At 59.6% G+C, this 25,225-nt stretch carries 22 protein-coding genes and 1 tRNA gene; 11 read left to right on the top strand and 12 right to left on the bottom strand.

Annotation, left to right across the window (positions count from 1 at the left end):
- Positions 1-191 precede the first annotated feature (191 nt).
- Positions 192-668, top strand: a complete 477-nt coding sequence (locus tag ABIB60_RS18715) for a hypothetical protein (RefSeq protein ID WP_354582006.1) — start codon at positions 192-194, stop codon at positions 666-668.
- Between the two features lie 115 nt (positions 669-783).
- Here the strand turns inward: ABIB60_RS18715 and ABIB60_RS18710 are convergent.
- Positions 784-859 (bottom strand) — tRNA-Thr (locus ABIB60_RS18710).
- Positions 860-997: 138 nt separating this feature from the next.
- Between ABIB60_RS18710 and ABIB60_RS18705 the strand changes: the two genes are divergently transcribed.
- Genes ABIB60_RS18705 through ABIB60_RS18695 form a run of 3 tightly spaced genes read left to right on the top strand, consistent with a single transcriptional unit; the run spans position 998 to position 2,585 of the window.
- Positions 998-1,477 carry a hypothetical protein gene (locus ABIB60_RS18705; protein WP_354582005.1) on the top strand — a complete coding sequence of 160 codons (480 nt, stop codon included), beginning with the start codon at positions 998-1,000 and terminating at the stop codon, positions 1,475-1,477.
- Positions 1,478-1,526: 49 nt separating this feature from the next.
- Positions 1,527-2,279 carry an FkbM family methyltransferase gene (locus tag ABIB60_RS18700; RefSeq protein WP_354582004.1) on the top strand — a complete coding sequence of 251 codons (753 nt, stop codon included), beginning with the start codon at positions 1,527-1,529 and terminating at the stop codon, positions 2,277-2,279.
- Between the two features lie 24 nt (positions 2,280-2,303).
- Positions 2,304-2,585 (top strand): DUF4834 family protein, encoded by a 282-nt coding sequence (locus tag ABIB60_RS18695; RefSeq protein ID WP_354582003.1) that lies wholly within the window; start codon positions 2,304-2,306, stop codon positions 2,583-2,585.
- A 68-nt stretch (positions 2,586-2,653) separates the two neighbouring features.
- Here ABIB60_RS18695 and ABIB60_RS18690 read toward each other — a convergent pair whose 3' ends face one another.
- Entirely contained in the window at positions 2,654-5,305 is a 2,652-nt protein-coding gene (locus ABIB60_RS18690) for a DUF5686 and carboxypeptidase regulatory-like domain-containing protein (RefSeq protein WP_354582002.1), read from the bottom strand.
- A 169-nt stretch (positions 5,306-5,474) separates the two neighbouring features.
- Between ABIB60_RS18690 and ABIB60_RS18685 the strand changes: the two genes are divergently transcribed.
- Positions 5,475-5,975 (top strand): regulatory protein RecX, encoded by a 501-nt coding sequence (locus ABIB60_RS18685; protein ID WP_354582001.1) that lies wholly within the window; start codon positions 5,475-5,477, stop codon positions 5,973-5,975.
- Between the two features lie 34 nt (positions 5,976-6,009).
- Here the strand turns inward: ABIB60_RS18685 and ABIB60_RS18680 are convergent, their stop codons facing one another.
- Positions 6,010-6,417, bottom strand: coding sequence for a hypothetical protein (locus ABIB60_RS18680; RefSeq protein WP_354582000.1), 408 nt, complete (start codon positions 6,415-6,417; stop codon positions 6,010-6,012).
- Between the two features lie 11 nt (positions 6,418-6,428).
- Positions 6,429-7,058, bottom strand: coding sequence for a DUF4230 domain-containing protein (locus ABIB60_RS18675; protein WP_354581999.1), 630 nt, complete (start codon positions 7,056-7,058; stop codon positions 6,429-6,431).
- Positions 7,059-7,268: 210 nt separating this feature from the next.
- Here ABIB60_RS18675 and ABIB60_RS18670 point away from each other — a divergent pair, with 210 nt between their 5' ends.
- Entirely contained in the window at positions 7,269-8,477 is a 1,209-nt protein-coding gene (locus tag ABIB60_RS18670; RefSeq protein WP_354581998.1) for a hypothetical protein, read from the top strand.
- A gap of 7 nt (positions 8,478-8,484) precedes the next feature.
- Here the strand turns inward: ABIB60_RS18670 and ABIB60_RS18665 are convergent, their stop codons facing one another.
- The 3 genes from ABIB60_RS18665 to ABIB60_RS18655 all read right to left on the bottom strand — a co-directional run bounded on the left by ABIB60_RS18665 (position 8,485) and on the right by ABIB60_RS18655 (position 13,221).
- Positions 8,485-9,381 carry a 1-aminocyclopropane-1-carboxylate deaminase/D-cysteine desulfhydrase gene (locus tag ABIB60_RS18665; RefSeq protein WP_354581997.1) on the bottom strand — a complete coding sequence of 299 codons (897 nt, stop codon included), beginning with the start codon at positions 9,379-9,381 and terminating at the stop codon, positions 8,485-8,487.
- 166 nt (positions 9,382-9,547) lie between these two features.
- Positions 9,548-12,121, bottom strand: coding sequence for a YfhO family protein (locus ABIB60_RS18660; RefSeq protein WP_354581996.1), 2,574 nt, complete (start codon positions 12,119-12,121; stop codon positions 9,548-9,550).
- Between the two features lie 209 nt (positions 12,122-12,330).
- Positions 12,331-13,221 (bottom strand): EamA family transporter, encoded by an 891-nt coding sequence (locus ABIB60_RS18655; protein ID WP_354581995.1) that lies wholly within the window; start codon positions 13,219-13,221, stop codon positions 12,331-12,333.
- Positions 13,222-13,382: 161 nt separating this feature from the next.
- Between ABIB60_RS18655 and ABIB60_RS18650 the strand changes: the two genes are divergently transcribed.
- From ABIB60_RS18650 to ABIB60_RS18640, 3 genes are all read left to right on the top strand, one after another.
- Positions 13,383-15,887 (top strand): bifunctional UDP-N-acetylmuramoyl-tripeptide:D-alanyl-D-alanine ligase/alanine racemase, encoded by a 2,505-nt coding sequence (locus ABIB60_RS18650; RefSeq protein WP_354581994.1) that lies wholly within the window; start codon positions 13,383-13,385, stop codon positions 15,885-15,887.
- A 102-nt stretch (positions 15,888-15,989) separates the two neighbouring features.
- Positions 15,990-16,640 carry an OmpA family protein gene (locus ABIB60_RS18645; protein WP_354581993.1) on the top strand — a complete coding sequence of 217 codons (651 nt, stop codon included), beginning with the start codon at positions 15,990-15,992 and terminating at the stop codon, positions 16,638-16,640.
- Between the two features lie 200 nt (positions 16,641-16,840).
- On the top strand, positions 16,841-17,194 hold the full coding sequence (locus ABIB60_RS18640) for a GxxExxY protein (RefSeq protein ID WP_354581992.1): 354 nt from the start codon (positions 16,841-16,843) through the stop codon (positions 17,192-17,194).
- A 97-nt stretch (positions 17,195-17,291) separates the two neighbouring features.
- Here ABIB60_RS18640 and ABIB60_RS18635 read toward each other — a convergent pair whose 3' ends face one another.
- A complete protein-coding gene (locus ABIB60_RS18635; RefSeq protein WP_315998403.1) occupies positions 17,292-18,188 on the bottom strand; it encodes a carboxypeptidase-like regulatory domain-containing protein in 897 nt (298 codons plus the stop codon).
- A 264-nt stretch (positions 18,189-18,452) separates the two neighbouring features.
- Between ABIB60_RS18635 and ABIB60_RS18630 the strand changes: the two genes are divergently transcribed.
- Positions 18,453-18,671, top strand: a complete 219-nt coding sequence (locus tag ABIB60_RS18630) for a FeoA family protein (RefSeq protein WP_315998402.1) — start codon at positions 18,453-18,455, stop codon at positions 18,669-18,671.
- Positions 18,672-18,681: 10 nt separating this feature from the next.
- Positions 18,682-20,865 (top strand): ferrous iron transport protein B, encoded by a 2,184-nt coding sequence (gene feoB, locus ABIB60_RS18625; RefSeq protein WP_354581991.1) that lies wholly within the window; start codon positions 18,682-18,684, stop codon positions 20,863-20,865.
- 58 nt (positions 20,866-20,923) lie between these two features.
- Here the strand turns inward: feoB and ABIB60_RS18620 are convergent, their stop codons facing one another.
- From ABIB60_RS18620 to ABIB60_RS18605, 4 genes are all read right to left on the bottom strand, one after another.
- On the bottom strand, positions 20,924-21,631 hold the full coding sequence (locus ABIB60_RS18620) for an SAM-dependent methyltransferase (protein ID WP_354581990.1): 708 nt from the start codon (positions 21,629-21,631) through the stop codon (positions 20,924-20,926).
- 63 nt (positions 21,632-21,694) lie between these two features.
- Positions 21,695-22,474, bottom strand: coding sequence for an alpha/beta fold hydrolase (locus ABIB60_RS18615; protein WP_354581989.1), 780 nt, complete (start codon positions 22,472-22,474; stop codon positions 21,695-21,697).
- Between the two features lie 69 nt (positions 22,475-22,543).
- On the bottom strand, positions 22,544-24,442 hold the full coding sequence (locus ABIB60_RS18610; RefSeq protein ID WP_354581988.1) for a tetratricopeptide repeat-containing sensor histidine kinase: 1,899 nt from the start codon (positions 24,440-24,442) through the stop codon (positions 22,544-22,546).
- Between the two features lie 153 nt (positions 24,443-24,595).
- Positions 24,596-25,189, bottom strand: a complete 594-nt coding sequence (locus ABIB60_RS18605; protein ID WP_354581987.1) for a PH domain-containing protein — start codon at positions 25,187-25,189, stop codon at positions 24,596-24,598.
- Between the last annotated feature and the right edge of the window lie 36 nt (positions 25,190-25,225).

The following is a 25,225-nucleotide window of genomic DNA, read 5'->3' as shown; positions in this document are numbered from 1 at the left end:
GCTGAACGGGAGGTTGGGCGGCACGGCGGAGCTAGGCACAAAGGCCTAACCGGAAAACGGGCCCGCAACCCACAGATTCAGAGAGTTCGGTAAAGTAGCGGTAACCTTCTGCCGGCTTTTCACGAATAGGGAGGCAAATGACCTGATGGTCACCCGTATCTCCCTTTCTATTCAACCTAATCTCGTCGCCCATGAGCACGCAAAAATCACATCAGCCCGGCGCTCCAGCCCATAAGCATATCACCTTTACCCCCGCCAGCGAAGTAAACGGCTCGTCGGACGCTTCGGCTTCCTCGGAAAGCTCTTCGCAGGAATCTTCGCACCAGGAGGGCCAGCAGAAGTCATGGCTGGACCAGCAGCAGTGGCTGAAGAACATCGACGTAAATCAACTGTCGCAGCAGGTAAAAGACCTCAGCTCGAAAGCCAAAGACTTCAGCACGAAAGCAGTAGATCAGGTAAACAGCCTGTCGCCCACCCAAAAGGTAATCGGCGGCGCTTTGCTGGTAGGTGGTCTGAGCTGGCTGGCCTTGCGCGCTAAGAGCAGCCCGAAAGGCGAAACCTACCGCGGCAGCAGCGACGAAGACAGCAGCTGGAACAAATCCAGTGACTCGGTATACCGCGGTGCTACCCGCAGCTACGGCGAAGACGATTACGCCACCGACCTGTAAGCCACCCACTGGTATTACCTACATGAAAAAGCAGGAGCCACCGGAGTACATCCGGCGGCTCCTGCTTTTTCATGTAAACGCAAAAAAGCCCCGCTGCTTTACAGAAGCGGGGCTTTGGAGCCTGTTATTGGACTCGAACCAACGACCTGCTCATTACGAATGAGCTGCTCTACCAGCTGAGCTAAACAGGCGTTTTCCGTGGCAGTAGTTCTGCCAGGGGCAGCAAAGATAGAAAGGCGCGGGAACAACGTGCAACTGCCTCCCGTATTTTTTTCCAGACTGATGCAAACCCTTTCTTGGGCTTCTTCTTAACAAAACCACTTTGCTGTATGGCAACTTCCTTCTCTCGTCACTTGCCCCAAGCATTTACCAGTGGTTTTGCTGGGGCCATTGTATTGAATGTTCTGCACGAAACGGTACGCCGTATTCGCCCCGACGATGCCCCGCGCATGGACCTGTTGGGTGAGAGGGGGCTGCGGAAACTGCTGGCCCACGCTGAGGCACCCCAGCCTAACCATGCCACGGCCTACAAGCTCACCTTGGCGGGCGACATCCTTAGCAACGGCCTGTACTATAGCTTGGTTGGAACAGGAACGGGAGTGTGGTGGCGGGGCGCGGCTCTGGGGCTGGCGGCGGGTGTTGGCGGCGTGCTACTGCCCGGGCCACTAGGGTTGGGCAAAGCCCCCAGCAACCGCACTCCGCAAACCAAGGCCATGACGGTTGCCTGGTACTTGGTAGGCGGCTTAGCAGCTGCCACAACCTCGTGGGCGCTGAACAAGGTGCAAGAAGCAAACGGTCTGCAAAGTTGAGCAGCCGCAGGTTCTGGGTTTGCGGCGTTTCCGGCATCTTTGCAGCGTTATGATGAAACAACTGCGCAAGCTGCTGGTCCGGACTCTGGGTTTTGAGCGGTATATCCGGCTGGTGAGCCGAGTGTACCTGCGGCTAGTTGGCTCGGGCTGGGGCCGCCAGAAGTATCCGGAGCTGTTCTTCCTGGAAAAGATAGTGCGTCCCGGCTTTGTCTGCCTGGATATTGGGGCCAACCTGGGGTACTATTCCGTGGCCCTATCGAAGTTGGCGGGTGCCCAGGGCCAAGTGCTGGCCGTGGAGCCTATTCCCGATTTTCAGGCCATCTGGAAAGACAATGTGCACCTCAGCGGCATTGCCAACCTCACCCTGTTGCCCTACGCGCTGGGCGGCGAAAACCGCACCGTGCAGATGGGCACGCCCGAGCGTAACGGCCTGCTGCACCACGGCATGACCAAAGTAGCGGCCAGTAACCCCCATGAGCACTACGCCCGTACCTACGAGGTACCCATGCGGGTGCCCGATGAGCTGTTTGCCCACCTGCCCCGCCTGGATTTTGTGAAGTGTGATGTAGAGGGTTTCGAGTATGAGGTGTTCCGGCACATGCAGGAAACCCTGCGCCGCTTCCGCCCACTGATTCAGACGGAGCTGAACGGGCTGGAAAACCGCCGGGCCGTGGCTGGCTTACTGGCCGAGCTGGGCTACAAACCATTTGTGCTGTCGGAGCGTTTGGAGCTGGTGCCCTGCACCACGGCCCAGCTGGAAAGCGCCGTTACGGCCGATTTTTACTTTCAACCCCTCGCCTAAGCGTTTTTAACCGGCGCTCTGCCCATGAAGTTTTTTCTTGCTCTGATTATCCTGTGGCTGTTTGTGCGGTACGTGCTGCCGCTGGTCCTGCGTTTCGCAGTGAAGCATCTACTCAAAAAGCAGGCGCAGAAATTTGGCCAGCACTACGGAGCCAACCCGTTTGCTAACCCTCCACAAGCCAGGCCCCGGCCCAGCCACACGCCCACCGGTGAGGTGCAGGTTGATTACGTGCCGCCCCGGGTAAAGCGCCCAAAGCCCAAGGAGTTTAACGGCGGTGAGTACGTGGACTTTGAGGAAGTGAAGTAGCAGCGAATCGACAGAAAAAGGTCAGGGCTCCAGAAACCGAGCTTTGACCTTTTTCTGTCGTGCTTCACCTAAAACCCGAAACCTACCCGAATGCCGGTGCCAGCCCGCTTGCCCGATTGAAAGCCGGTGTAGAAATCGGCACGCAGGAGTTTGTAGATGTGCTCAATGCCTACTCCCAATTCCAAGTAGTGGTTGGCGGTAGGCGTGGTGAGGTAATTGAGCGAGGCTACTTCCTGCCAATGCAGCTGCCGCAGCAACGGAATTTTGTTGAGCAGAAACCCATTGAAATGGTGGTTGTAGTGCACTTCTACAAACTTATCGGCAGTGCTATAGCGGTAGTAATCCAGGAGCTGAAACTTGGCGAAATCCTCGGTGAGGTAGGTGCGGTTGCCACTGAAATGGCGGAAATCCATGAAAGCTAAGCGGGTACCGTTGCCCGGAAAAAAGCCCGCCTCTACCTGATAATTACTCGTGCCCAACAGCCCCAGGCTAACGGAGTGCCGCACACCCGCTTCCAGCAGCGTGTAGCGCACCTCGGAGCCCAATACGCCGCCAATACCTTGCCGCCAGGTAACCTGAAACGTGGGGTACTTAGAGCCTAGGTTCACCTTGCCGTTGGGGCGGGTAATGTAGCGCTGTCCGGGCCGGAAAGAAGCGGTTAGTTCCGTAGTCAGAGCCTCGCTTTGGCCAAATTGGGTGTTATCGGGCCGCTCCTCGTTTACAGGTACGTTGGAGGTAAATGCGCGCCCTTCCCGGTCAGCAATCAGCTTGATAGTAGTGTTCTGGAGTTCCCGCCGCACAAAGTAGCTGCTGGCAGCCTGCACCGTGAGGCCGTTTACCGGCTCCCACTGGTAGCCTAGCGCCACCCCGTCGCGGCGGTAGAGCTTGGCGTAGTTGCGGTTCTCAAACAGGGTGTAGTAAGAGTTGATGAAGGGCGTAAGCTGGGTGTTAGGGTCGAAATTCTCGATGGTGCGGCCGGCGGTCAGGCTTAGGCGGGCCAGTTTTACGGGGTGCAGCTGCCAGGAGGCAGCCACACTGGGACTGAGCAGCTCGTTACTGAAGCCATAGCGCAGGCTAGGCGTAACGGACCACGTTCTTCGGTCGTCGGTGCGCTGGGTATACGTTACCTGGGGGTTAGCCACAATGCCCTCTACCGTGTTGTAGTTGATGATATTAAATACCGGGGCTACATACCACTGGCGCTTCCGGAAGGTGTTGCCGTAGGTATAGCCGGTAAGCAGAAACTTGCCAATGCCCAGTTCATTACGCTTGCGGTCCAGGGAGTCCTGGTAGGGACGGGAGTTGCGGATTACCTCCGTGCTGTCCTTTACCAAGTAGTCCTTTTGCTCTTCCTGGGTAAGGGGCAGAGGCCGGATGCTGGCCCAGTAGCTGGTGTCCCGCTCGTTCACCCCTTTTTCCACCAGCATTACCTCCCCGCGCTTTAGCTTGCCCAGGCCCAGCCCGGTTGTGTCGTGGGCGGCGGCCTGGCGGCTTTGCTGGCGCGCGGCCCGGCTCAGGCCATCAAGCTTGGGCTTCTGCTTTTTCACCTGTGCCACGGTTTCGCGGGTAACGGGGGCATCATCGGGCGCGGAGGATGCGGGCGGGAGCGGGCTAGTGGGGGCAGGGCGGTTAGGGTAGGTGGGCGATACTTTATAGTTGGAGAGGATGGCCGTGATGTAGCCGTTGCCCTTGAAGCCCAGCGCCGTAAAGCCCAACGTTACCTTCTGGCTCTGCATCACCCATACATCGGAGGGGCCGGGGGCGGGGGCAAACAGCTGCTCAATGTGCAGGCTTTCCACGTAATCAAGCTGGGCATCCTTGGTCAGGTCCAGACTCACGGAGTGGAGCCGCCAGGTGCCATCTACCACGTAAATATGGCCGGCAAACACTGGGTCGGTGCGGCGGCGGGGCATCACCTTAATTTTGTGCAGAAGCAGGCCGCCCTGCTGAGTGCTGCCTTCCAGCTCATAGCGGTAGAACAGGGGCGCATTGGCCGCAATGGGCGACACAAACCCCCGCTCCGAAAAGCCGCTTTTCAGGACGTTCTGGTAGAAATTGAGCCCCCGACCCGCACTAGCCCGGTTAAAGCTGATGCCCTTGGTGTCGCCGCTCACGCGGGAGGAAATCATGCGCTCCTGCACCACGTTGGGTTGGCGGAAGCTCATTTCCGACACGGTTTCGGAGAGGTAGAAAATGCCCGGCTTGAAATCGGGCCCCACCTTCACCAACCCCAGAATTTTGCCCGGTACATCGGTAAAGCGGGCCAGGGTTTTTACGTAGGCGCGGGCTTTGAAGGCCGCCACCTCCCGCTGGTGGTAGCGCCGCCACTGCATGGCCTGCTGCACAATGCTATAGGCGGGGTCTTTGTCGGTGGAGCGCACTACTACTTCGCGCAGCTGGTAGCTTTCAGGAGTAAGCGTTACGTTCAGTACCGTGGCGGTGTCGCCGCCGGCCACGCGCACCGTTTCCATCCGGGGCTTGAACCCCACGTACTGAAACACCAGCTCATAGCGCCCAGGGGCTAGACGCAGCTGGTAGCTGCCCTGCTCGTTGGTAGCCGTGTTGGTGGTAGTGCCCTTCACGGCAACGTTGGCAAAGGGTAGCCCGGTATTTTTGGAGTCAGAAACCAGCCCCCGCACAATGCCAGCGCGGGCCGGGCTTAAGCTGAACAGAAAAAAGCAGAGCAGTAGGTAGGGGTAGCGCATAGAGAAGATATCCACAGAGGTTGTCAAGATAGATATAAACCGAGGCCAGCCGGTTGCCTGCGCCGATGAAGTTAAGTAGGCGGAACGCGGGCAACGCCGTAGCTTGCCGCCTCCCCGAACGTTTTCTGACTGATCTGCGTCCTATAAGGCCACTCTTTACCTTCCTGTTTTTTCTGCTTTACCGATGATGCAGCCCGCCAAAAAGAAGTTTTACACCCCTACCGAGGCCCTGCAGAAAATTCTGGCATTTTGCGTGTACCAGGAGCGCAATTTCAAGGAAACGGAAAGCAAGCTGCGCGACTACGGCCTGACGGAAGACGAAGCCGGCGAAATCATGATTCGGTTAAGCCGGGAGGGTTTCTTAGACGAGGAGCGCTACGCTCAGACGTTTGTGCGCGGCCACGTGCGCAAGAAGTGGGGCCGCCGCCGCATCACTCAGGAGCTTAAGCAAAAAGGCCTCACCGACTATTGCATTAAAGTAGGCCTCAAGGAAATCGACGGCGACGAATACTACCAGAACCTGGTAGATCTGCTGGAGAAGAAAGACCGCCAGGAAAAGGAGCGCCACCCCGGCAAGCGCCGCCAGAAAATTCAGCTCTACCTTACGGCCAAAGGCTACGAGCAGGACCTCATCAAGATGGCCCTGGAAGACCTGGGCAAGGAGCCCGGGCAAGACGAGGAATAAGCCGCGCCGGGCACGGAGTTTACCAGTGCGGCACTTAGCTTAAGATGCGTACTTGATATGCTTCACCCTCGTCGCGGATAAGGCAGGCTCCATCCAAAAGCACCATGTTTGGGTTCTGCAGATGCTGCACGGCGTTGCGCACGAGGGGAATTTCGTGGTGGCAGGCGGCGCATTTGGGGCCGGCGGTGGGGGTGAAGTGGCCGCCGCAGAGGCAGGCGGGCAAGGCGGCGGCAATGCGGGTCAGTAGCTCGGGCGTGGCTTCGTAATAAACCAGGTCCTGAGCCCGCCGGTTCAGGTACACATTGGAGCAGCGGGAACAGTAGAAGTGCGGGAAAGCCTCACTCATGCCGCTGGAGCGCCAGCCAATGTTGTCGTGCTGACAGCTGGGGCAGTGCAAGTGGCCCACCCACTGCAGGCTCCGTTCATACTCAACCACTTTCATGCGGGCTCGGCTTAGCGTTTTTGGGGTAGCACTGGGTTCGGCATGGGCTTGGTAAGCACCACGCGGCGGCCGGTCATGGTTTCCAGCATGGGCCGCAGAATCAGCTCGGCGTTTTGGGTGGTTTGGGCCAGAATGCCGGATTGCAGGGCGGCGGTGCGCACGTTAGCCTCGGCGTATCTATAGCCGGCATCCACTAGTTCGGCATCCTGAAAAAAGCCGTTTTCCACGCTGTATACCTTGCTTTTGGAATGGTCGACCTGCCAGACGCAGAGTTCCGGCTCCGGCAGGGCCAGGCGCAGCACGGAGTCGCCTTCCAGCACCACATCCTGGGGGCGCACCTTGCGCAAATCGAGGCAGCCTACGGCGTGGCCGGCCACAATCAGGGCTACTTTGGCATCGGGCAGGAAGCGGTAGGTGCTCTTTTTATACTCCACCACATCCTTAAATTGGTAGCGCACCAGCTCCATGCGGCCCAGAGCCTCTACCTTCTCCAGCACCGTGTTGTGCGTGACGGTGATGCGGGGAGTGGGGTTCAGTGGGTTCTCAAAGCTGCTGAGCGCGGGGCGCACTTTCGTCCAGAGAAACCACCCCAACCCCAGCAGAAACAACAACGGCAGTAAACGGCGGAGCAAGTAAGGCATAGCAATGAATAAGCAGAATGAGGGAAAAATGCGGCAAATGTGCCGGTTGGAGCAGCGTGGGCCTGCTGCCGGTACGCGGCAAGCGGGTTTACCGGGCGCGGTGGCAGAAAGCTAGACGAGCAATTGCCCGAACCGCTCCGAGGATGAAATACGCATAGTTGAGCTGCGCGGTGCGAAAAGTTTTACGGCTTCTACCGTCCTTTGCAGTTCATGCTGAAAGTCAACCCGCTGCCCGCTGCCCCGCCAACCGTTGCCCGCCCCTATCTGGTGTGGCTGGGGCGCTGGCATGGCTGGCTGCTGCTGGGGCTGTGGGTGCTGGTGCAGGTTTCCTTGCTGGTGCAGCACCACGGCCCGCGCTACGTGAACGACAGTGGCCGCTACCTGGCCTACGGCACCCGCATTGCCCGGGAATGGTACTTCGAGCACGACCATAACCTCCGCTACGTGGGCTATCCGCTGTTTATCAGCCTGTGGCTGAAGCTGGGGGCGGGCTGGTGGGGCATCGTGCTGGGCCAGATGGCGGTGAGTGGCCTGGCCGCCCGGGCCTTCTACCGCACCCTGCGCCGCCTCACGCCCGTTCCCGCCGACTGGCGGCCTGCGGCCCTGGCTACGGCCGCCCTCGTCGGCTGGCGCGACGCCCAACAGTTTAACGTGTACATTCTCACTGAGAGCCTATTTGCCAGCCTAACCATTCTCTCGTTCTGGGCGCTGGTGCGGGCGCGGCGCGGGCCCGCGGAGCGTTGGGTGGTGTTTGGCCTGCTGGTGCTGCTGGCGGGCATTGTGCGGCCCAACGGGTTTGTGGTGGCCGCGGCGGCGGGTCTGGCGGGCCTGGCCCGGCTGTGGCAGCTACCAGGGCGCCGGGCCTTCAGACGGGCACTGCTGGCCGGGGCGCTGCTGGCCCCGCTGTGGTGGTGGGTGCTCAACAAGCTGCTGCTCACCTTCACGCTGGTCGAAACCTATTTGCGGGGCGAAATCATCTACGGCTATACGCCCTGGGTAGTGGAGCCCACCGAGCCGTTGTTGTTGCCCCCACCCGGACTGGCCCCGGTGCTGCGACTGGGCTACTTCATCATGGCCAACCCGGTGTACTTCGCCAAACTGGCGGCGCTGAAGGGGCTACTCTTTTTCAGCTACGTCAAAACCTACTACTCCTGGAGCCACATCGGGCTGATTGTGCTGTTCATTTACCCCTGCTACTGGCTGGCGGGGCGGGGGCTGCGCGCCAGTGCGGCCTGGCTGCCGGCGCGGGTGTTCTTGGGCGGTGTGGTGGCAGTGCAGGGGCTGGTAGTAATGCTGACGGTGGAGGACTGGGACGTGCGGTTTCTGCTGCCGGTGCTGCCCTGCGTATTTGCCCTGGCCGGCGTGGCCGTAGCGCATTGGCTGCATGCCCGCGCCCCGGTGGCTCAGGCGGAGCAGTAAGCCAACTTCACTCCGGCGCCCCCCCGAAACCTGCCCAGGCCTGCAAACCACCCGTATGCACCGCTACTACCGTGCTACCCCGCCGGAAGTGGCCTTGCGCCAGCAAATCCAGCACACCCACCAGCATCTTGCCGGTATAAATAGGGTCGAGAAGGACGTCGTGGCGCCGCCGGAATTCCTGAATGAACTGCCGTAATTCGGGGCTGAGCTGGGCGTAGCCGCCGCCGTGGTAGGTCGTGTGCAGCTCCCAGTTGGTGTAGGTGCGGCCTGCGGCCGCCTGAGTAAGCTGGTCGATATCCTGACGGAGAAAATCCGCGCCTTTCAGCGCCGCAAACCCCAGGGCTAGTTCCGGGCCCTGCAAGCCGGTGGCCAGGCCCGCCAGCGTGCCGCCCGTGCCGCAGGCCACGCACAGGTAGTCAAAGGATGTTTCAGCCCGCAGCTCCATTACCAGCTCGGCGCAGCCGGGCAGGGCCAGGGCATTGGAGCCGCCTTCGGGCAGCACGTAGGCTGGGCCGGTTGCTTGCAGTAGCTGCGCCACTACCCCGGGCTCCTGCTTGCGGCGGTAAGTGGTCCGGTCCAGGAAATGCAGCTCCATACCATCGGCCCGGGCCTGGGTGAGCGTGGGGTTGAGCGGCCGATGGGCCAGCTCCTCGCCCCGCACTGCGCCCACCGTGCGCAGCCCCAGTAGGCGGCCCGCCGCCGCCACGGCCGCCAGGTGGTTGGAGTAGGCCCCGCCGAAGGTCAGCAGCGCATCGTGGCCCTGGCGGCGGGCTTCCTGCAGATTGTATTTGAGCTTGCGCCACTTGTTGCCCGGCAGCTCCGGGTAGGTCAGGTCGTCGCGCAGGAGCAGCAGCCGTACGCCGGCCCGCTCAGCCGCCGGTTCCGGAATAGGCTGAAGAACCATAAAGTAGCTATTAGGTGGTAAAAAAAGACGCCTGTCATCCTGAGCAGCGCGAAGGATCTTATGCTGTCAGAACGAGCCGTTGGAACGATTACCAGGCTGACGTGACAAGATCCTTCGCGCTGCTCAGGATGACAGGCGTTTTCGCTGCAGGTTGTTGCTTATTCTGTTACGCCAGCAGCGTATCGGTTACGGAGCGGGGCTCGGGGCGGTGCTTGAGGGCGTAGAACAGGGCTACCAGCATAGCGGCAATCAGCAGCACCGAGGATACCAGGGAAACGGTGTTGCCAATGGCGTACTCGGAGGGCTCAAACTTGAACTCGATGGTGTGGTTGCCGGCCGGCACCTGCAAAGCGCGCAGCACGTAGTTGGCCCGCAGATAGGGCACTTCCTTGCCATCAATAAAGGCCTTCCAGCCGTCGGCATAGTAGATTTCCGAGAAAACGACCAGTCCGTCCTGGACCGCGTTGGCGCGGTAGGTGAGGGCGTTGGGTGTATAATCGGTGAGGGCAATGGTGGAGCCCTCGGCCGAGTATGCCGTTTTGTTGAGCGGAAACTTGGAGGCGTCCACTACGGCTGTGGTAGCGGTGTTCAGCCCGGTCAGGGCCTTGATTTCCTCGTCGGGGTTCTGCACTTTCTGCACTTCGCTCACAAACCAGGCATTACCCAGCGCCCCGGGGTTGCGCTGCACTTGCTGGGGCTGCCCCTGCTCGCCGGGCACAATCACGTAGCGAGTGTTCAGCATGTTGAGTACGGCGGTGTTATTGGCCGAAATCTGGCGCTCAATCAAGTCTTGGTAACGGCGCAGCTTGGCCCCGTGGTAACCGCCAATGCTCTTATGGAAATAGGAGGTCTGGGCTTCGTTGAAGGGGTTTTGCACATTCAGCACCCGGTAGCTCAGGTCCTTGTCCTGCCGGATCTGCTCATCGGCGGGGGAGGCTACAAACTGTTCGGCAATGGTTTCCTGCTGGAAGTTGCCGTCATTGAGGTAGCGCTTATCCACGCCCCACAAATCGACCAGCGTGAGTAGGCCCACCAGGGTAGCCGTGAGGCCCGCTGAAAGCTTGCGCTGCAGGAAAAACCACAGCAGCCCGCCGGCCACCACCACAAAAAACAGGGAGCGGAATACGTCGGTGCGCAGCAAGCCGGCCCGGTCGGCGCGCAGTGCCTCCAGCGGGAAGCCCTGCTGCTGCAACTGGGCGTCAATGGGCGCCGCGAAGTCAGACACTAGCCCGGCCAGGAATGCCAGTACGCACAGCCCCGCCGTAATACCCAACGCGCGCACGACGTGCTTTTTAAAGTCTGCCGTGTCGGCCGTATCCACGGGCTTACCCACGAGGCCGGCCAGGCTGGGGTGGGTGCTGGCCGGAGCCGCCGCAATGGCCGAGGGGGCGCCGCGCAGCACCCGGGCCAACGCCAGTACCGCTAGGACCGGCATGGCCAGCTGGGCAATAGTGAGGGCCATGCTGACCGCCCGGAACTTATTGTAGCCCGGGAAGTAGTCGAACATCAGATAGTTAAAGGTATCGAAGTTCTTGCCCCAGGCCAAGACAATAGACAGCAGCGTGCCCACCAACAGCCAGATACGGGTGCGCCGGTCGGCCACCATCAGGCCCAGCACGAACAGGAAGAACACCACCGCGCCCACGTACACCGGGCCGCTGGTAATGGGCTGGTCGCCCCAGTAGGTGGGCATATGGGCCAGTACATCGGAAAGCTGCGCCGGGGGCACGCCGGCCGCGGCCAAGGCCTTACCCGACTCCGAGTTATCAGACAGCTTCATCTGCGAAGCCCCGCCATAGAAGTTCGGAATCAGTAGCGTAGCCGTTTCGCCAATGCCGTAGCTGTAGCTGAAGGCGTAGTCTTTGCCCAGGCCCGAGCCAGCATCATCCTCGGCCGGAGCGGGCGTCTGGCCGGGTGCCACGGGCGCGGGCGTTTTCAACTCCGACTTGCCCCGGATGCTGTATTTGCTGTACTCCAGGGTTGTATAGAGGCGGCCGAAGCTCACGCCCACGGCCAGCAGCGCGGCCACCGCCAGCAGGGCCGTGCGGGTCAGGAAATCGGGCAGGCGCTTTTCGCGGAAGGCAAATACCAGCTCTACTACCCCAAATACCAGCACCAGCAACAACAGGTAGTAAGTAATCTGGAGGTGATTGGAGCGGATGTTCATGGCCAGGCCCAGGGCAAACAGCGCCGTGCCCAGCCACTTGTTGCGCCGGAAGGCCACCAGCAAGCCGGCCAGCACCAGGGGGGCGTAGGCTAGGGCCAGGCTCTTGGTATTGTGGCCAGCAGCCAGAATAATGAGGTTGTAGCTCGTGAAGCCCAGGGCAATGGCCCCCACCACGCTCACCAGCGGCGAGAGGCCCAGGGCCACGCACAGCGCGTAGCCGCACACCAGGGCCAGAAACAGGTTGGCCACCACCGCCGGCAGGCCCAGCGTAAACAGCTTGTGCAGGTACTGGCTCAGGTCGCCGGGGAAGCGGGTGCTGATGAGGTAAGTGGGCATCCCCGAGAACATGGAGTTGGTCCAGAGGGCTTCCTCGCCGGTTCGCTCCCGGAACTCGGCGGCCTCGTGGGCCCCGCCGTTAAACTGCACGATATCATGCTGAGCCAGCGTCTTGCCATCGAAGAGGATGGGGGAGAAGTACGCGGCGGCCAGCACCAGGAAAAACAATACGGCCAGCAGGTGCGGCAGCACCCGCCGCCACCACGGCGCCACGGCCTGACGGGGAGGAGTAATCATTCGGCTTACTAAAAAGTCGGCTACGGGTAGAGAATCAACCCAGGCCCGAAGGTAAGCAGGATAGGTGATTAGGAGGGTAGGAAGGTGTGCGGGTAAGAGGGTAGGAGGGCTGTCATCCCGAGCGGAGCGAAGGACCTTATTACGTAGCAACGTATCGTTCACGCGTGATGAGGTCCTTCGCTCCGCTCAGGATGATGAGGGCCAGTTGTTCATCCCGTGGCTGGTTTCTTCCAGTTGTACAGCACAATCGACAGGAAAATCACCCCATAAGCTCCCAACTGTACCCCCGTAGCCTGCTCCCCGAAGTACAGAAAAGCCAGCAGAAAGCTCAGCAGTGGGTTGATGTACATGAAGATGCCCACTGCGCCCGAGGGCAGCACGTTGAGCGCGTACAGGTTCAGAAACAGCGGCAGCACCGTGAAAACAATGCTCAGTAGCACAACCGTGGCAAGCAAATGCGCATCGTGCAGGCCGGCTGAGGGCTGGGCACCCAGCAGCGGGGCCAGCGGCAGAATTACCAGGGCCGACAAGATTAATTGCACCGTCAGCAGTACCAGTCGGTCGTAGCCCTGGAGGCGGCGTTGGCTAATGAGGTAGGCCGCATAGGTAGAGGCCACCACTAGGCTCATCAGCAGCGTCCGGACTTCGCCGGAGCCTAGTAGCGCGCAGCTGGCTGCCGCTAACCCAATAGCCAGCCATTGGTTACGCCGCAGCTTTTCCCCCAGCACCACAAACCCTAGCAACGAAGTCAGAATCGGGCAGATGAGGTAGGCGAAGGAGCCGGCCTGCACGCTTACCTGGTTTACTACATAAATAAACAGCAGCCAGTTGGCCGTGAGCAGAAAGCCCCCCACCACCGTACTCACCGAAGCCTGCCGCCGCTCAGTGGCCGGGGCCGCCCGCCACTGCCCCCACGTCTGGCGCACCGTGTCGCGCCGCGCCACCCCATGAATGAGCAGGAGGAGCACTAGGGAAAACAATACCCGGAAAAACAGAATCTGCCCGCTGGGGTAGCCGGCCAGCCAGCGCAGAGGTATCGGAAAAAAGCCCCAGATGAAGAAAGCAACAAAAGCGGCCAGGTGGTAACGGGAGATTTTCAAGGGTAGGAAGTAAAAGGGACGCAAAGGTAGCATGTCACCACTGCCGCCCCCGGTAAAACGTGTGAATTACAGTCCTTACTGGCCCAGATATACCACCAACAAAGCGGGGCCGCAGCAGCTTATTATACTGCCCTTGCTCACCTGCCTACCTTTGCGGCGCTATGCTATTCTTCTCTGACCTGCCCCCACTGCTTGGTGGTACCCTGCTGCAACTCCCCACCACTCCGGCTACTGCGCAACGGCTGCTGCTGGATAGTCGGCGGGTTGAAACACCTGCCGACAGCCTGTTCTTCGCCCTGCGCGGCCCCCAGCACGATGGGCACCGCTACCTGCCGGAGCTATACCGGGCCGGTGTCCGGCAGTTTGTCGTGCAGGATGCCGTTGACGTAGCCGCTTACCCCGAGGCCGGCTTCGTACGGGTGCCTGATACGCTGGTGGCGTTGCAGGAGCTGGCCGCCCGGCACCGGCAGCGGTTTGCCCTGCCCTTATTTGGCATCACGGGCTCCAACGGCAAAACTATTGTGAAAGAGTGGCTGGCCCAGCTGCTGAGCCCCGATGAGTTGGTGTGCAAAAGCCCGCGCTCCTACAACTCCCAGGTAGGCGTGCCCCTGAGCGTGTGGGAGCTGACGGCCCAGCACACGGTAGGTATCTTTGAAGCCGGCATTTCGGAGCCCGGCGAGATGGCTCGGCTGGCTCACGTAATTCAGCCCACCATAGGCATCTTCACCAATTTGGGCACCGCCCACGATGCCGGTTTTGCCTCCCAGGCGGAGAAGGCCGCCGAAAAAATGCGGCTATTCGAAGGCACAAACACCCTGTTCTACTGCGCCGACCACGAGCTGGTGCACGCTACTGCCCGCCGGCAGCTAAACCCCACCCGAACCGCCCTAGTAGCCTGGACCCGCCACCGCCCCCTCTACGATGCCCACCAGGCCGATGTGCTGGTGACGGTGCAGGAAGCCGCCGCCGGCCGCACCGTGGTGCGCTTAGAGCGCAACCGCCCCCGGCCCCAGGAGCACACCTTTACCCTGCCCTTCGCCGATGAGCCCTCCGTGGAAAACGCCCTGCACTGCCTCGCGGTGCTGCTGTGGCGGCAGGTAGCCCCCCCCGATATTCAGGCCCGTCTCGACCGGCTGCAGCCCGTAGCCATGCGGCTGGAAATGAAGCAGGCTGTCAATGACTGCTACATCCTCGACGATACCTACAATAACGACTTGGCCGGCCTGCGCTTGGCCCTGGATGCGCTGGCCCGCCAAACCCGCCGCGGCCGCCGCACCCTCATCCTCTCCGATGTGCTGGAATCGGGGCTGAGTGGGGCCGAGCTGTACGCCCGGGTAGCGGCCTTGCTGCCCCTGCACGGGGTGGAGTGCCTCATCGGCATCGGGCCCGATATTAGCCAGCATCAGGCAGCCTTTCAGGGACTAAGCACCAGCTTCTACCCCGATACGGCCGCTTTTCTCGCTGATTTCAGGCCTGAGCAATTCCGCCAGGAAGTGCTGCTGGTGAAGGGAGCCCGGCGCTATGGGTTTGAGCGGATTGTAGCCGCCTTCCAGCAAAAAATCCACGGCACGGTGCTGGAAGTAGACTTAGATGCCTTAGTGCACAACCTCAACTTCTACCGCCGCCGCCTGCAGCCCGGCGTGAAGCTTATGGTGATGGTCAAGGCTTTCGCCTACGGCAGCGGCTCCGCCGAGGTAGCCAACCTGCTCCAGTTTCACCGCGCCGACTACCTGGCCGTGGCTTACGCCGATGAGGGCGTGGACCTGCGCCAGCACGGCATCAGCCTGCCGCTGATGGTGATGAACCCCGCCCCCGATGCCTTTCAGAAGCTGCGCCAGTATCACTTGGAGCCGGAAATCTACTCCTTTGAGCTGCTGCAGGAGTACCTGCGGGCCGCCCGGGAAGCGCCCATGCCCGCCATTCACCTCAAGCTCGATACCGGCATGCGCCGCCTGGGGTTTGCCGAGGAAGATTTACCGGAACTCTGCCGTTTGCTCAAGGAAAATGCGGCTCACGTGCGCGTGGCTAGTGCCCTTACCCACCTGGCCGGCGCCGATGAAGCCCAGCACAACGACTTCTCCCGGGCTCAGCTGGCTGCCTTCCAGCGCATGACGCCGCTGGTTGAGCAAGCGTTGGGGTACAGTATTCTGAAACACGCTCTCAACTCGGCCGGCATCGTGCGCTTTCCCGAGGCCCAACACAACATGGTGCGCTTGGGTATTGGGCTGTACGGGGTGGAGGCCACCGGGCAGGAGCAGGATGCCCTGCACCCGGTTAGCACGCTGCGCACCACCGTTTCGCAGATTAAAACCCTGCCGGCTGGTCATACCGTGGGCTACGGCCGCCGGGGCCAGGCCGCCACCCACGAGCGGCGCATTGCCACCCTGGCCATCGGCTACGCTGATGGCTACGACCGACGCTTCGGCAACGGGGCCGGGAAAGTAGTAATACGAGGGCAACGGGCCCCGCTGGTGGGCAATGTGTGCATGGATATGTGTATGGTGGACGTAACGCACATTCCGGGCGCCCAGGCCGGCGACTTGGCCACGGTATTTGGTCAGGGCCTGCCGCTTACGGAACTGGCGGCTCGCATTGGTACCATTCCCTACGAGCTACTCACTAATGTGAGTGAGCGGGTGAAGCGGGTATTTGTGGCGGAAGTGTAGCCAGCAGCGACAGGCTAAAATAGCGGGGCGCATAGTCAGGGCGGCCGGATTTACGTATATAGTCCCCGTAACATACTTTCTCTCCCCAACATTTACTTTCCCATGCGTAAGACCTTCCTGTCGGTGCTGGCCGCTTCCACGTTGCTGGCCTCGTGCTCCGACCTTAAAAAACCCGAAGACAAAGACCAACCTCAGGAAGCCACTGCCGATACAGCCGTAGTGTTCCGCAAAGGTGAAACGGCTGCCGAGGCCACTACCGCCGCGGCCGGCGAGGTAGGGGCGGCGGCCGATAAAGCCGCTAATGCGGTGGAGCGTTCCTGGGACATGACCAAGGCGAAGCTGGCCGATGTGAAGTTGGAGGAAATTGACCTGCCCGAAGTGTCGGTGCGCGGTGATGATACCTACAATGTGTACGGCCTGGAAGAAAAGGTGCTATTTGACACCGATAAAGCCGAAATCAAGCCTTCCGCTACCCGTGCCCTGTCCGAAATCAGTGCTTCTATTGCCCGGCGCTACCGGGGCAAAGATGTGCGGGTGCTAGGCTTTGCCGATGCGCGCGGCGACAAGAGCTATAACCGGGAGCTGAGCGCCCAGCGCGCCGCCGCCGTAAAGAAATGGCTGGTGAGCAACGGTATGATGTCGGAAACCCAGGTAACTCTGGAGCCCATGGGTGAATCGGCACCGGTAGCCACCAACGCTACCCCCGCCGGCCGCCAGCAAAACCGCCGCGTAGAAATTGCCGTCATCAAATAAGACCACTGATTGCACGGATTTTTCGCGAATTCCGCAGATTTTGTGGACGGCTCCTGCTCTGGCAGGGGCCGTTTTCTTTTTATACCTTGATACAGTTCGTTTTCACTATCATCACTACCACTGCTACTACTCCATTTGTCTTTTCTTATGCTGGTTGATATTCGACACAATGAGTTGACCAAAAAATAATCGGCTGCGCTATGGCAGTGCATCGGGAACTAGGCCATGGTTTTCCCGAGCTTATTTATCAGCGTGGTTTGTCTGTTGAGCTCAGAGAAGTCGGTCTAGCTCACCAGTGTGAAGTTTCGTTGCCGGTTTATTATAAAAGCGCTGTTATTGGCACCCGGCGGGCAGATTTGCTGGTTGCTGGCAGTATTTTATTGGAACTGAAGGCTGTCAGTGAATTACAGGAAAGTCACTTTGCCCAAGTGATAAACTATCTAAAAGCCTACCGGCTTGAAGTAGCGTTGCTGCTGAATTTTGGCGAAACCAGCCTGAAATTCCGTCGATTTTTGCACAACCCCAATCATATACCTAACTGCCCCCCCGCATAGCCATACCAAGCAAAACCCAAAAAGAAAACGGCCCCTGCCAGAGCAGGAGCCGTCCACAAAATCTGCGGAATCCGCGAAAAATCCGTGCAATCAGTGGTTAGTCTTTAATCTGGTCTACTTCGGCCCGGATCATGGCGTTGTAGCGCATGCCGTTGTTAGCCAGGGTAATCAGGCTCCAGCCCCGGCCAATGGTGTAGTTCCAGGTGCGGGCTTCCTTGAATTCGAAAGTGGGGCGCAGAATCTGACCGTAGGGCGTGTAGTTGTCCATGAAGTTTACACTGTAGAAGTTGTCCCCGCTCACAATCCACTCCATGGCCACAAAGAAGCCTTCCAAAGGGGCTTCAATGTTGTACTGCGTCAGGTCAACGGTGTACCACTCTCCACCTTTCGGGGCCGATACCACAATGTTTTCCGTCAGCAAATCGGTGTTGGGCGAGTTGTAGTTGCCATCGGCCTTGTACAGACGTACTCGGAATGGCTCCCGGGGAAAACCGTTTTCACCAATGTAAAACGACACCGAGCGGACGTTACCTAGTTTCTTGCCCTTCTCGTTTTTTACGAAGAAAGCGTACTGGCTGCCCGGCATCCCCTGAATCATGCCCTCGCCGGGCGTATTGGAGTTGGAGCCCAGAGCCAGGTTTTTCACCTTACCGCCTTTTACCGTTACGTTGGCCAGCTCAATGGCACGCTTGGGAACCTCAATAATCATATCCTGCACCTTAATGCCGGGCTTGATGAGGACTGCCTTACGGAAATAACCCAAAGCATTCACAATCAGGGAATCCTGAGGGTTCTTCTGGGGCATGGCTAGCTGAAAGAAGCCATACTCGTTGGTGAGGGCCCCCGTTTGCTCTTCTTTCAAACCAATAGACGCAAACGGAATGGGTTCTTTCGTCTTTTCATCGACGATGCGGCCCGTCATTTTCGCATCCTGAGCAAAGCTTAAAGCTGGTAGTAAAACCAGTGCAAAAAGAGAAAGTACGCGTTGAAGCATATGCGAGCAAGCTAGTGTATATCCCAAAATTACAATGAAATGCGGCAAGAAAAGCAATACTTCCCTGAATATTTATACCGGTGCAATTCCTTTTCGGAATAGTTACAAATCAGCGCATTGCCCGAGACACCCAAAAAAACCGGTGCCTCAGCGAATGTTGGCTGAAACATAATTGGGTGGTACCTTTGTTTGAAGTAAGTCTAAATAGTCCCGCCCGTGTCTGAACGCCCACCAATTACCTCTCCCGTTTCCGCTCCTCGTAGCGTGAAAGACCTCCAACTGGGAGAAAGCGGGACTATTTGTTGCCTGAAAGATCCTGAAATGGCCCTCAAGCTGCTGGAAATGGGCTGCATTCCGGGCACGCAGGTTCGCTTGAACAGCCGGGCTCCTTTGGGTTGCCCTATCACCTTGGTGGTAGGTGACATGGCCGACTATACGTTGTCGTTGCGGGTGAGCGAGGCGGCAACTATTCTTCTGAAATAAGTACGCATACATGACAGGTGGGCAATTACTTTCCGGACGGGCCGGGGCCGGCGTATCGGCCAGGCAGCTGGAAACAGCCGCCCAACGTCATCCTGGGGCCCTCACTCGTATTGCGCTGGTGGGTAACCCCAACTCCGGCAAATCCTCGCTGTTCAACCAGCTTACGGGGCTCAATCAAAAGGTCGGCAACTTTCCGGGCGTCACGGTAGACCGCAAAACGGGCATCAGCCAGTTGACTTCCCAGCACCGGGCCGAAATAATTGACCTGCCGGGTACTTACTCGCTCTACCCCAAAAGCCTGGACGAGAAGGTAATTACCGACCTGTTCTACGACCAGACCAGCACCCAGTACCCCGATTTTGTGGTGGTGACGGTGGATGCCAGTAACCTGCGGCGCAACCTGCTACTATTTACGCAGCTGGCTGACATGGGCCTGCCCACGGTACTGGCCCTGAATATGATGGACGTAGCTGAGCAGCACGGCGTCCAGATTGATATTCCGGCATTGCAGCAGGAATTGGGCGTGCCCATCATCCCGATGAATGCCCGCAAGGGCGTGGGTATTGCGGCCCTGAAAATTGTGATGGCGCAGACGCTGGATGCGCCTACCGTGCATTTCTATGAGCCTACCGAAGACCTGCTGCCCATGATTCGGCAGATTCGGTATTACTTTAACCTGCACAACGACTACCTGGCGCTGCACTACGCTCACCAGTACCAGCACATCAGTTTTTTATCGGTCGATGACCGGGCCTACATTCAGGAGCTGACAGAGCAGTACGGCTTCAAGCCCACCGAGCAGCAGGCCCAGGAAACTATCAGCCGCTACCAGCGCATCAACGAGGTACTGCTCAACTGCGTGTCGGTGACGCGCACCGAGCAGAACGAGCCCTACAGCAACCGCCTTGACCGGGTACTGACGCACAAGGTGTGGGGCTACCTGATTTTCTTCGGCATTCTGTTCCTGATGTTTCAGGCAGTATTTGCCTGGGCCAGCTACCCCATGGAGCTAATTGACCAGGGAGTGGCGTGGATAAATGGGCTTATCCAGACTAACTTTGACGGGCCGCTGGTGAACCTGCTCACGGAGGGCGTACTGGCGGGCCTGGGCGGGGTGCTCATCTTCATTCCCCAGATTGCCTTGCTCTTCGCCTTTATTGCGGTGCTGGAGGAAACCGGCTACATGGCCCGCGTAACATTTATGATGGACCGCATCATGCGGCGCTTTGGGCTGAATGGCAAGAGCATCGTGCCCTTGATTTCGGGGGTGGCCTGCGCCGTGCCGGCCATTATGAGCGCCCGCACCATCGAGAACCGCAAAGACCGGCTTATCACCATCTTCGTCACGCCCTTGATGTCGTGCTCGGCTCGCATACCGGTGTACACGGTGCTCATTGGCTTGGTAGTGCCCGATGAGCCGGTGCTGGGCATTTTCAACCTGCGCGGCATTGCCCTGATGGGCCTGTACCTGCTGGGCTTCTTTGCGGCTATTATTTCGGCCTGGGCCATGAAGCTACTGCTTAAAACCCAGGAGCGGAGCTACTTCATCATGGAGTTTCCGGTGTACCGCTGGCCGCGCTGGAAAAACGTGGGTATCACCATTGTAGAGAAGGTGAAAGCCTTTGTTTTTCAGGCGGGCAAAGTCATTCTGGCTATTTCGATCCTGCTGTGGGTACTGGCCTCTTACGGGCCTTCCGACCGCATAGCCCAAGCCGAAAAAACTGCCCGTACGCAGGCCGCTGCGCAACTCCTCACCCCGGAGCAAACCGAAGCCCGGGTGGCTTCTGAACGACTCGAAAACTCTTACGCCGGCGTGTTCGGGCACGTGCTGGAGCCAGCCATCCGGCCACTGGGTTTCGACTGGAAGATTGGTATTTCCTTGCTTACCTCCTTTGCGGCCCGGGAGGTGTTTGTGGGTACTATGAGCACCATTTACAGCGTGGGCCAGGATGCCGACCAGCAAACCGTGCAGCAAAAGCTGGCCGCCGAAAAGGATGTGAACGGGCAGCCATTTTTCACGCCGGCCCGGGCCTTTTCCCTGCTGGTGTTCTACGTGTTTGCCATGCAGTGCATGAGCACCCTGGCCGCCACCTACCGCGAAACCAAAGGCTGGACGTGGCCACTGCTGCAGCTGTTCTACATGACGGGCCTGGCCTACGTGTCGTCGCTGTTGGTGTACCAGCTGCTGAAGTAGTTGGTAGTTGCTGGTTGTTAGTCGTTAGTTTTCGAAATACAAACAACTAACAACTACCTCATTGCCCAATCAGGAAAACGGCGGGCTGCTTGTGAATATCGGGCAGCGGGTGCTTTTTCCAGCCGGCTACCGTATCGGTGCGGATAAACTCGTTGGCGGCGGTGAGGCTGGCGGCTACGCAGAGGCGGGTACTGGAGTGCAGGGTACTCAGCAAATCTTCGAGCAGGGGCAGGTTGCGGTAGGGGGTTTCGATGAATAGCTGCGTTTGGTGCTGTTGCAAAGCCTGCTGCTCCAGCTTCTTGATGGCCGCCATCCGTTTGCCCCGCTCTATGGGCAGATAGCCATGAAACGCGAAGCTCTGTCCGTTCATCCCCGAAGCCATCAGGGCCAGCAGGAGAGAAGAGGGGCCAACTAGCGGCACTACCCGAATACCGAGTTGGTGGGCGCGGCGGGCCAGCTCGGCGCCGGGGTCGGCAATGCCGGGGCAGCCGGCTTCGGAAATCACACCCGCAGTCTGGCCAGCCACCACGGGTTGCAGAGCTGCCTGAATCTGGGCCTCAGTGCTGTCCTTGTCAATTACGCTGATGCGCAACTCCTCAATTACGTGCTGCGGGGCCATGCTCTTGATAAAGCGGCGGGCCGTGCGGGCGTTTTCTACCAGGAAATACTGCAGGCCCTGAATCTGCTCGGCTACTTGGGGCGGCAGCACCTGCGCGGCCGTATCATCGGCCAGAATGGTGGGAATAAGATAGAGCGTACCGGGCACAGGGAGAAGCTGGGTAAGTGAGAATAATGAAGTGCTGCTGGCCTCGCCTGAATGCGCGGGGCCTTACTGCCCCAGAAAGGCCGTAACCAACTGGAAAACTTCCTCCGGCTTCTCGGCGTGTACCCAGTGGCCGGCATCTACTACAGTTTCTACCTGCGAGTTCGGGAACAGGGCCGGAATGGCGTAGAGCTTGTCCTCGGGGCTCACGTAATCGGACTTGCCGCCCCGAATAAGCAAGGCAGGCTTCAGGAAGGGGTGGGCAGCGGTAATTTCGGCCCCGATGTCGTCCATTTCGGCGGTGAGGGCCGCCAGGTTGGGGCGCCAGGCAAAGGAGTTATCCTCGCGGCGGTACAGGTTTTTGAGCAGAAACTGACGCACATCGGGCCACTTGATATGCTGGGCCAGCGCCTCATCGGCCTGCTGACGGCTCTCCAGAGTAGCCAGCGGCACGGCGTTTAATCCGGCCACAATATCATCCTGGTGGCGCATATCAGAAAAGCGTGGGGCAATGTCTACCACAATCAGCTTGCCCAGCCGCTCGGGATAGTCCAAGGCGAAGCGCATGGCTACTTTGCCACCCATGCTATGGCCCATGAGGGTAGTATCAGCCCCCAGCTGTAGCTGGTCGAACAGGCCCAGCACGTCTTCGGCCATGAGGGCATAGGTGTGCTCCGGGGCGTGGGGGGAGCGGCCGTGGTTGCGCAAATCCACCACAATTACCCGGTGGCCGGCTTCGGCCCAGCGGCGGGCCAGGGTTTGCCAGTTGTCGAGGGTGCCAAACAGCCCGTGCAGAATGACCAGCGGGGCCCCCTGCCCCATTTCGCGGAAGTGTAGTTGTAGCATAAGGGCACAAAGATGGGGCCTGCGAAATTGAAATGCCCGCCCACGGTTCCAGCAAATTCCGGCAGGTGGCTAACGGGGCTGGGCAGCCGGCAGCGTGAGGCACACCTTGGTGCCCTGCTCCGGACTGCTCGTAATAGATAGTGCCCCGCTTTGCCGATCCGCAAACGCCCGGCACAGCAGCAGCCCCAGCCCCGTGCCGGAGCGTGCCGTACGCGGCAACGGCATCAAGGGACCTGAGGCAAGCAACGCCGCCGTTTGCGCGGTGGTCATGCCCGCGCCGGAGTCCTGCACGCACAGAGTGGCGGTGCCAGCCCCATCGGTTTGGGCAAGCAGGTGAATGGAGCCGCCGGCGGGGGTAAACTTCAGGGCATTGCTTATGAGGTTACGAAGAATGGTTTGCGTCATGTGCGCATCGGCCCACACGGCCAGGCACTCCGGGCTTTGGCTGTGCAAGGTGATTTGCTTGGCCTCGGCAGCATTTTCGTAGAGGCGTATCGTATCCTGGTACAACTCCCGCACCAACAGCCGCTCGGGCCGGAAGGCGAGCTCACCAGTTTGGTTTACGGCCCAGTTCAGCAAATTATCCAGCAGGTGGTTGAGCTGGTAAGCCGACTGCCGAACGAGCGTGGGCAAGCGGCGCAGGCCATCCTCGTCGCCTTTTTTGAGGTAGAAGTCGATCAGCTCAGTAACCCCCGCAAAAGCCGTCACCGGGCCGCGCAAATCGTGGGCTACAATGGCATAGAGGCGGTCTTTGGAAGCGGCCAGCTGCCGCAGTTCCCGGGTAGCTTCTCCCAGCGCCCGATGGTTGGCGGCCAGGGCACTGCGGCTCAGGCGGAGCTTGGTGTACAAATAAGCCATGCCGCTGAGCCCCAGCAGCAGGGCTGCCACGGTACCCCACAGCGCCCGATTGCGCTGCTGGGTGGTTTGTTCCTGCTCCGTGAGGCGTTTGATCTGGCGTTCCTTTTCAGCGGTTTCGTAGCGGGTTTGCAGGGCCGTGAGCATCTGCATGCGGGAGCGGCTGTTCAGGCTGTCATTCAGGTCGCGGTGCCGAACCTGCCACGCGTACGCCTGCTCGTGCTGGCCCTGCTGAGCATTTATTTTCGCCAGCAAACCATATGCACCCAATATCCGCTCCTTGTACTGGATGCGGCGGGCCGTCAGCAGAGCCTGCTGGGCCAGGCTGTCGGCTTCCGGCAGCTGGTTGCGGAGCAGCAGAGCGGTAGCCAATAGCTCCAGGTTGCTAGCCCTGAAACGCTCATTGCGCTGAGCCTGAGCTAGGAGAACAGCCTTTCGCAGCAACCCTTCCGCCGTTTCCAACTGGTTCATCTGCATGTAAAACGCTCCCATATCGGCCAGATACTGCGCTTCGCCGGCTTGGTCACCGGTGCGGCGGGCCAGCTGCAGAGCCCGGCGGGTAAAGAGCAGGCCCTCGGGGTACTGACGGAGGTTGAAGTACAGGTTTCCGAGGTTACCGAACAGCAACAACTGGGTGTGGGGCTGCACACCAGGTTGGTAGGCGTAGGTGAGGGCCCGCTGGTAGTTGCGCATGGCCGCCGCTGTATCATTGCGCTCCTGTTGCACCCGGCCCATATCGGTGAGGGCCCGGGTTATGTCATTGGTGGAGCGAAGTTGGCGGGCCAAGAGCAAGGCCTCCTGCTGCAGCCGCAGAGCGTGGGCCCCATCGGCTAGGTTGGCGTAGCAGTTTCCCAGGTTTAGCAGGGCCTGTAGCAACCCGGGCTGGTACCGCAGTTGCCGGCCCAGCGCCACGGCTTGCTCCCCATAGGGCAAGGCCCGGGTAGGCTCATTATCGTGTAGCTGGTGGCAGAGCGTATTTAACAGCCGAAGCCGAACAGTGTCAGCGGGCTGGCTCCGTAGAAGCCGCACAAGCTCGGCCTCCGTAGCCGCAAAGGCTTTGGCAGTTCCCAGCAAGCAGCTGAGCAGCACGGCAACCAGAACGAAACGCCGCATAAGCAACGGGGAAATAGGCAGGGCAACTCCCCACAAATAGCCCCGGTACTAGCAGGCGCAGGTAGTGAAGCAGACAAACAAATATAGAATTCTACGCGAGTTGTAAGCTTGTCAGTAGGGAATCAGCCTCAGTACTTGTATGCAGCGGCGGTATCAGGGCCAGCAGAACCAGCGTTGGCGGCGTTCCAGCGGAGTATTGCGCAGAAATTCGACCAGTGGGGGCAGCTTTAGCAGCAGAGAGGTGATGGTAAGCACGTGGCCGGAGCGCAAGTGGAGTTGCAGGTACGCATACGGGCTCCAGAACAGCTGCTCCGATTTGCAGGTAACGTATTCCACGCGCACCAAATCACGCTTGCTAAACGGAATAGGGGTAGCGCCCTCGTGCACTTCCAACTGGTTGTGCTTGGGGTCGAAAACCAAGGTAGTGTGCTGATTACGGGCGTAGTAGGCCAGATGCAGCAGGAAAGCCGGTACCGAAAATCCGAGTATTACCGCTGCCAGGACTACCAGCAGCGTGAGCTCGAAGGTGGAAAGGGTAGGAGCGTAGAGGAAAGAGGCTAAGAAAGGCAAGCCCACTCCTAAGCACAGCAGGGGCCAGAACAACAACTGAAACTGGCGCAGCCCGGTAGGCCGGTATACCTGACTTTTGCGGGTGAACAAGCCTGTAACCAACCGCAGACCAATAATAAATGCACCCACCAGCGCCGCTATTTCCAGCAGAGGGCGCAAAACAGAAAAGAGCTTCATGCAAAAACTAGCGGCGCGGGTAATGGGCGGGAAAAA

The organism is Hymenobacter sp. UYP22 (assembly GCF_040547285.1).
GTDB lineage: Bacteria > Bacteroidota > Bacteroidia > Cytophagales > Hymenobacteraceae > Hymenobacter.
Note: the sequence above shows the minus strand (reverse complement) of the source record. Positions and strands in the feature narration are given on the sequence as shown.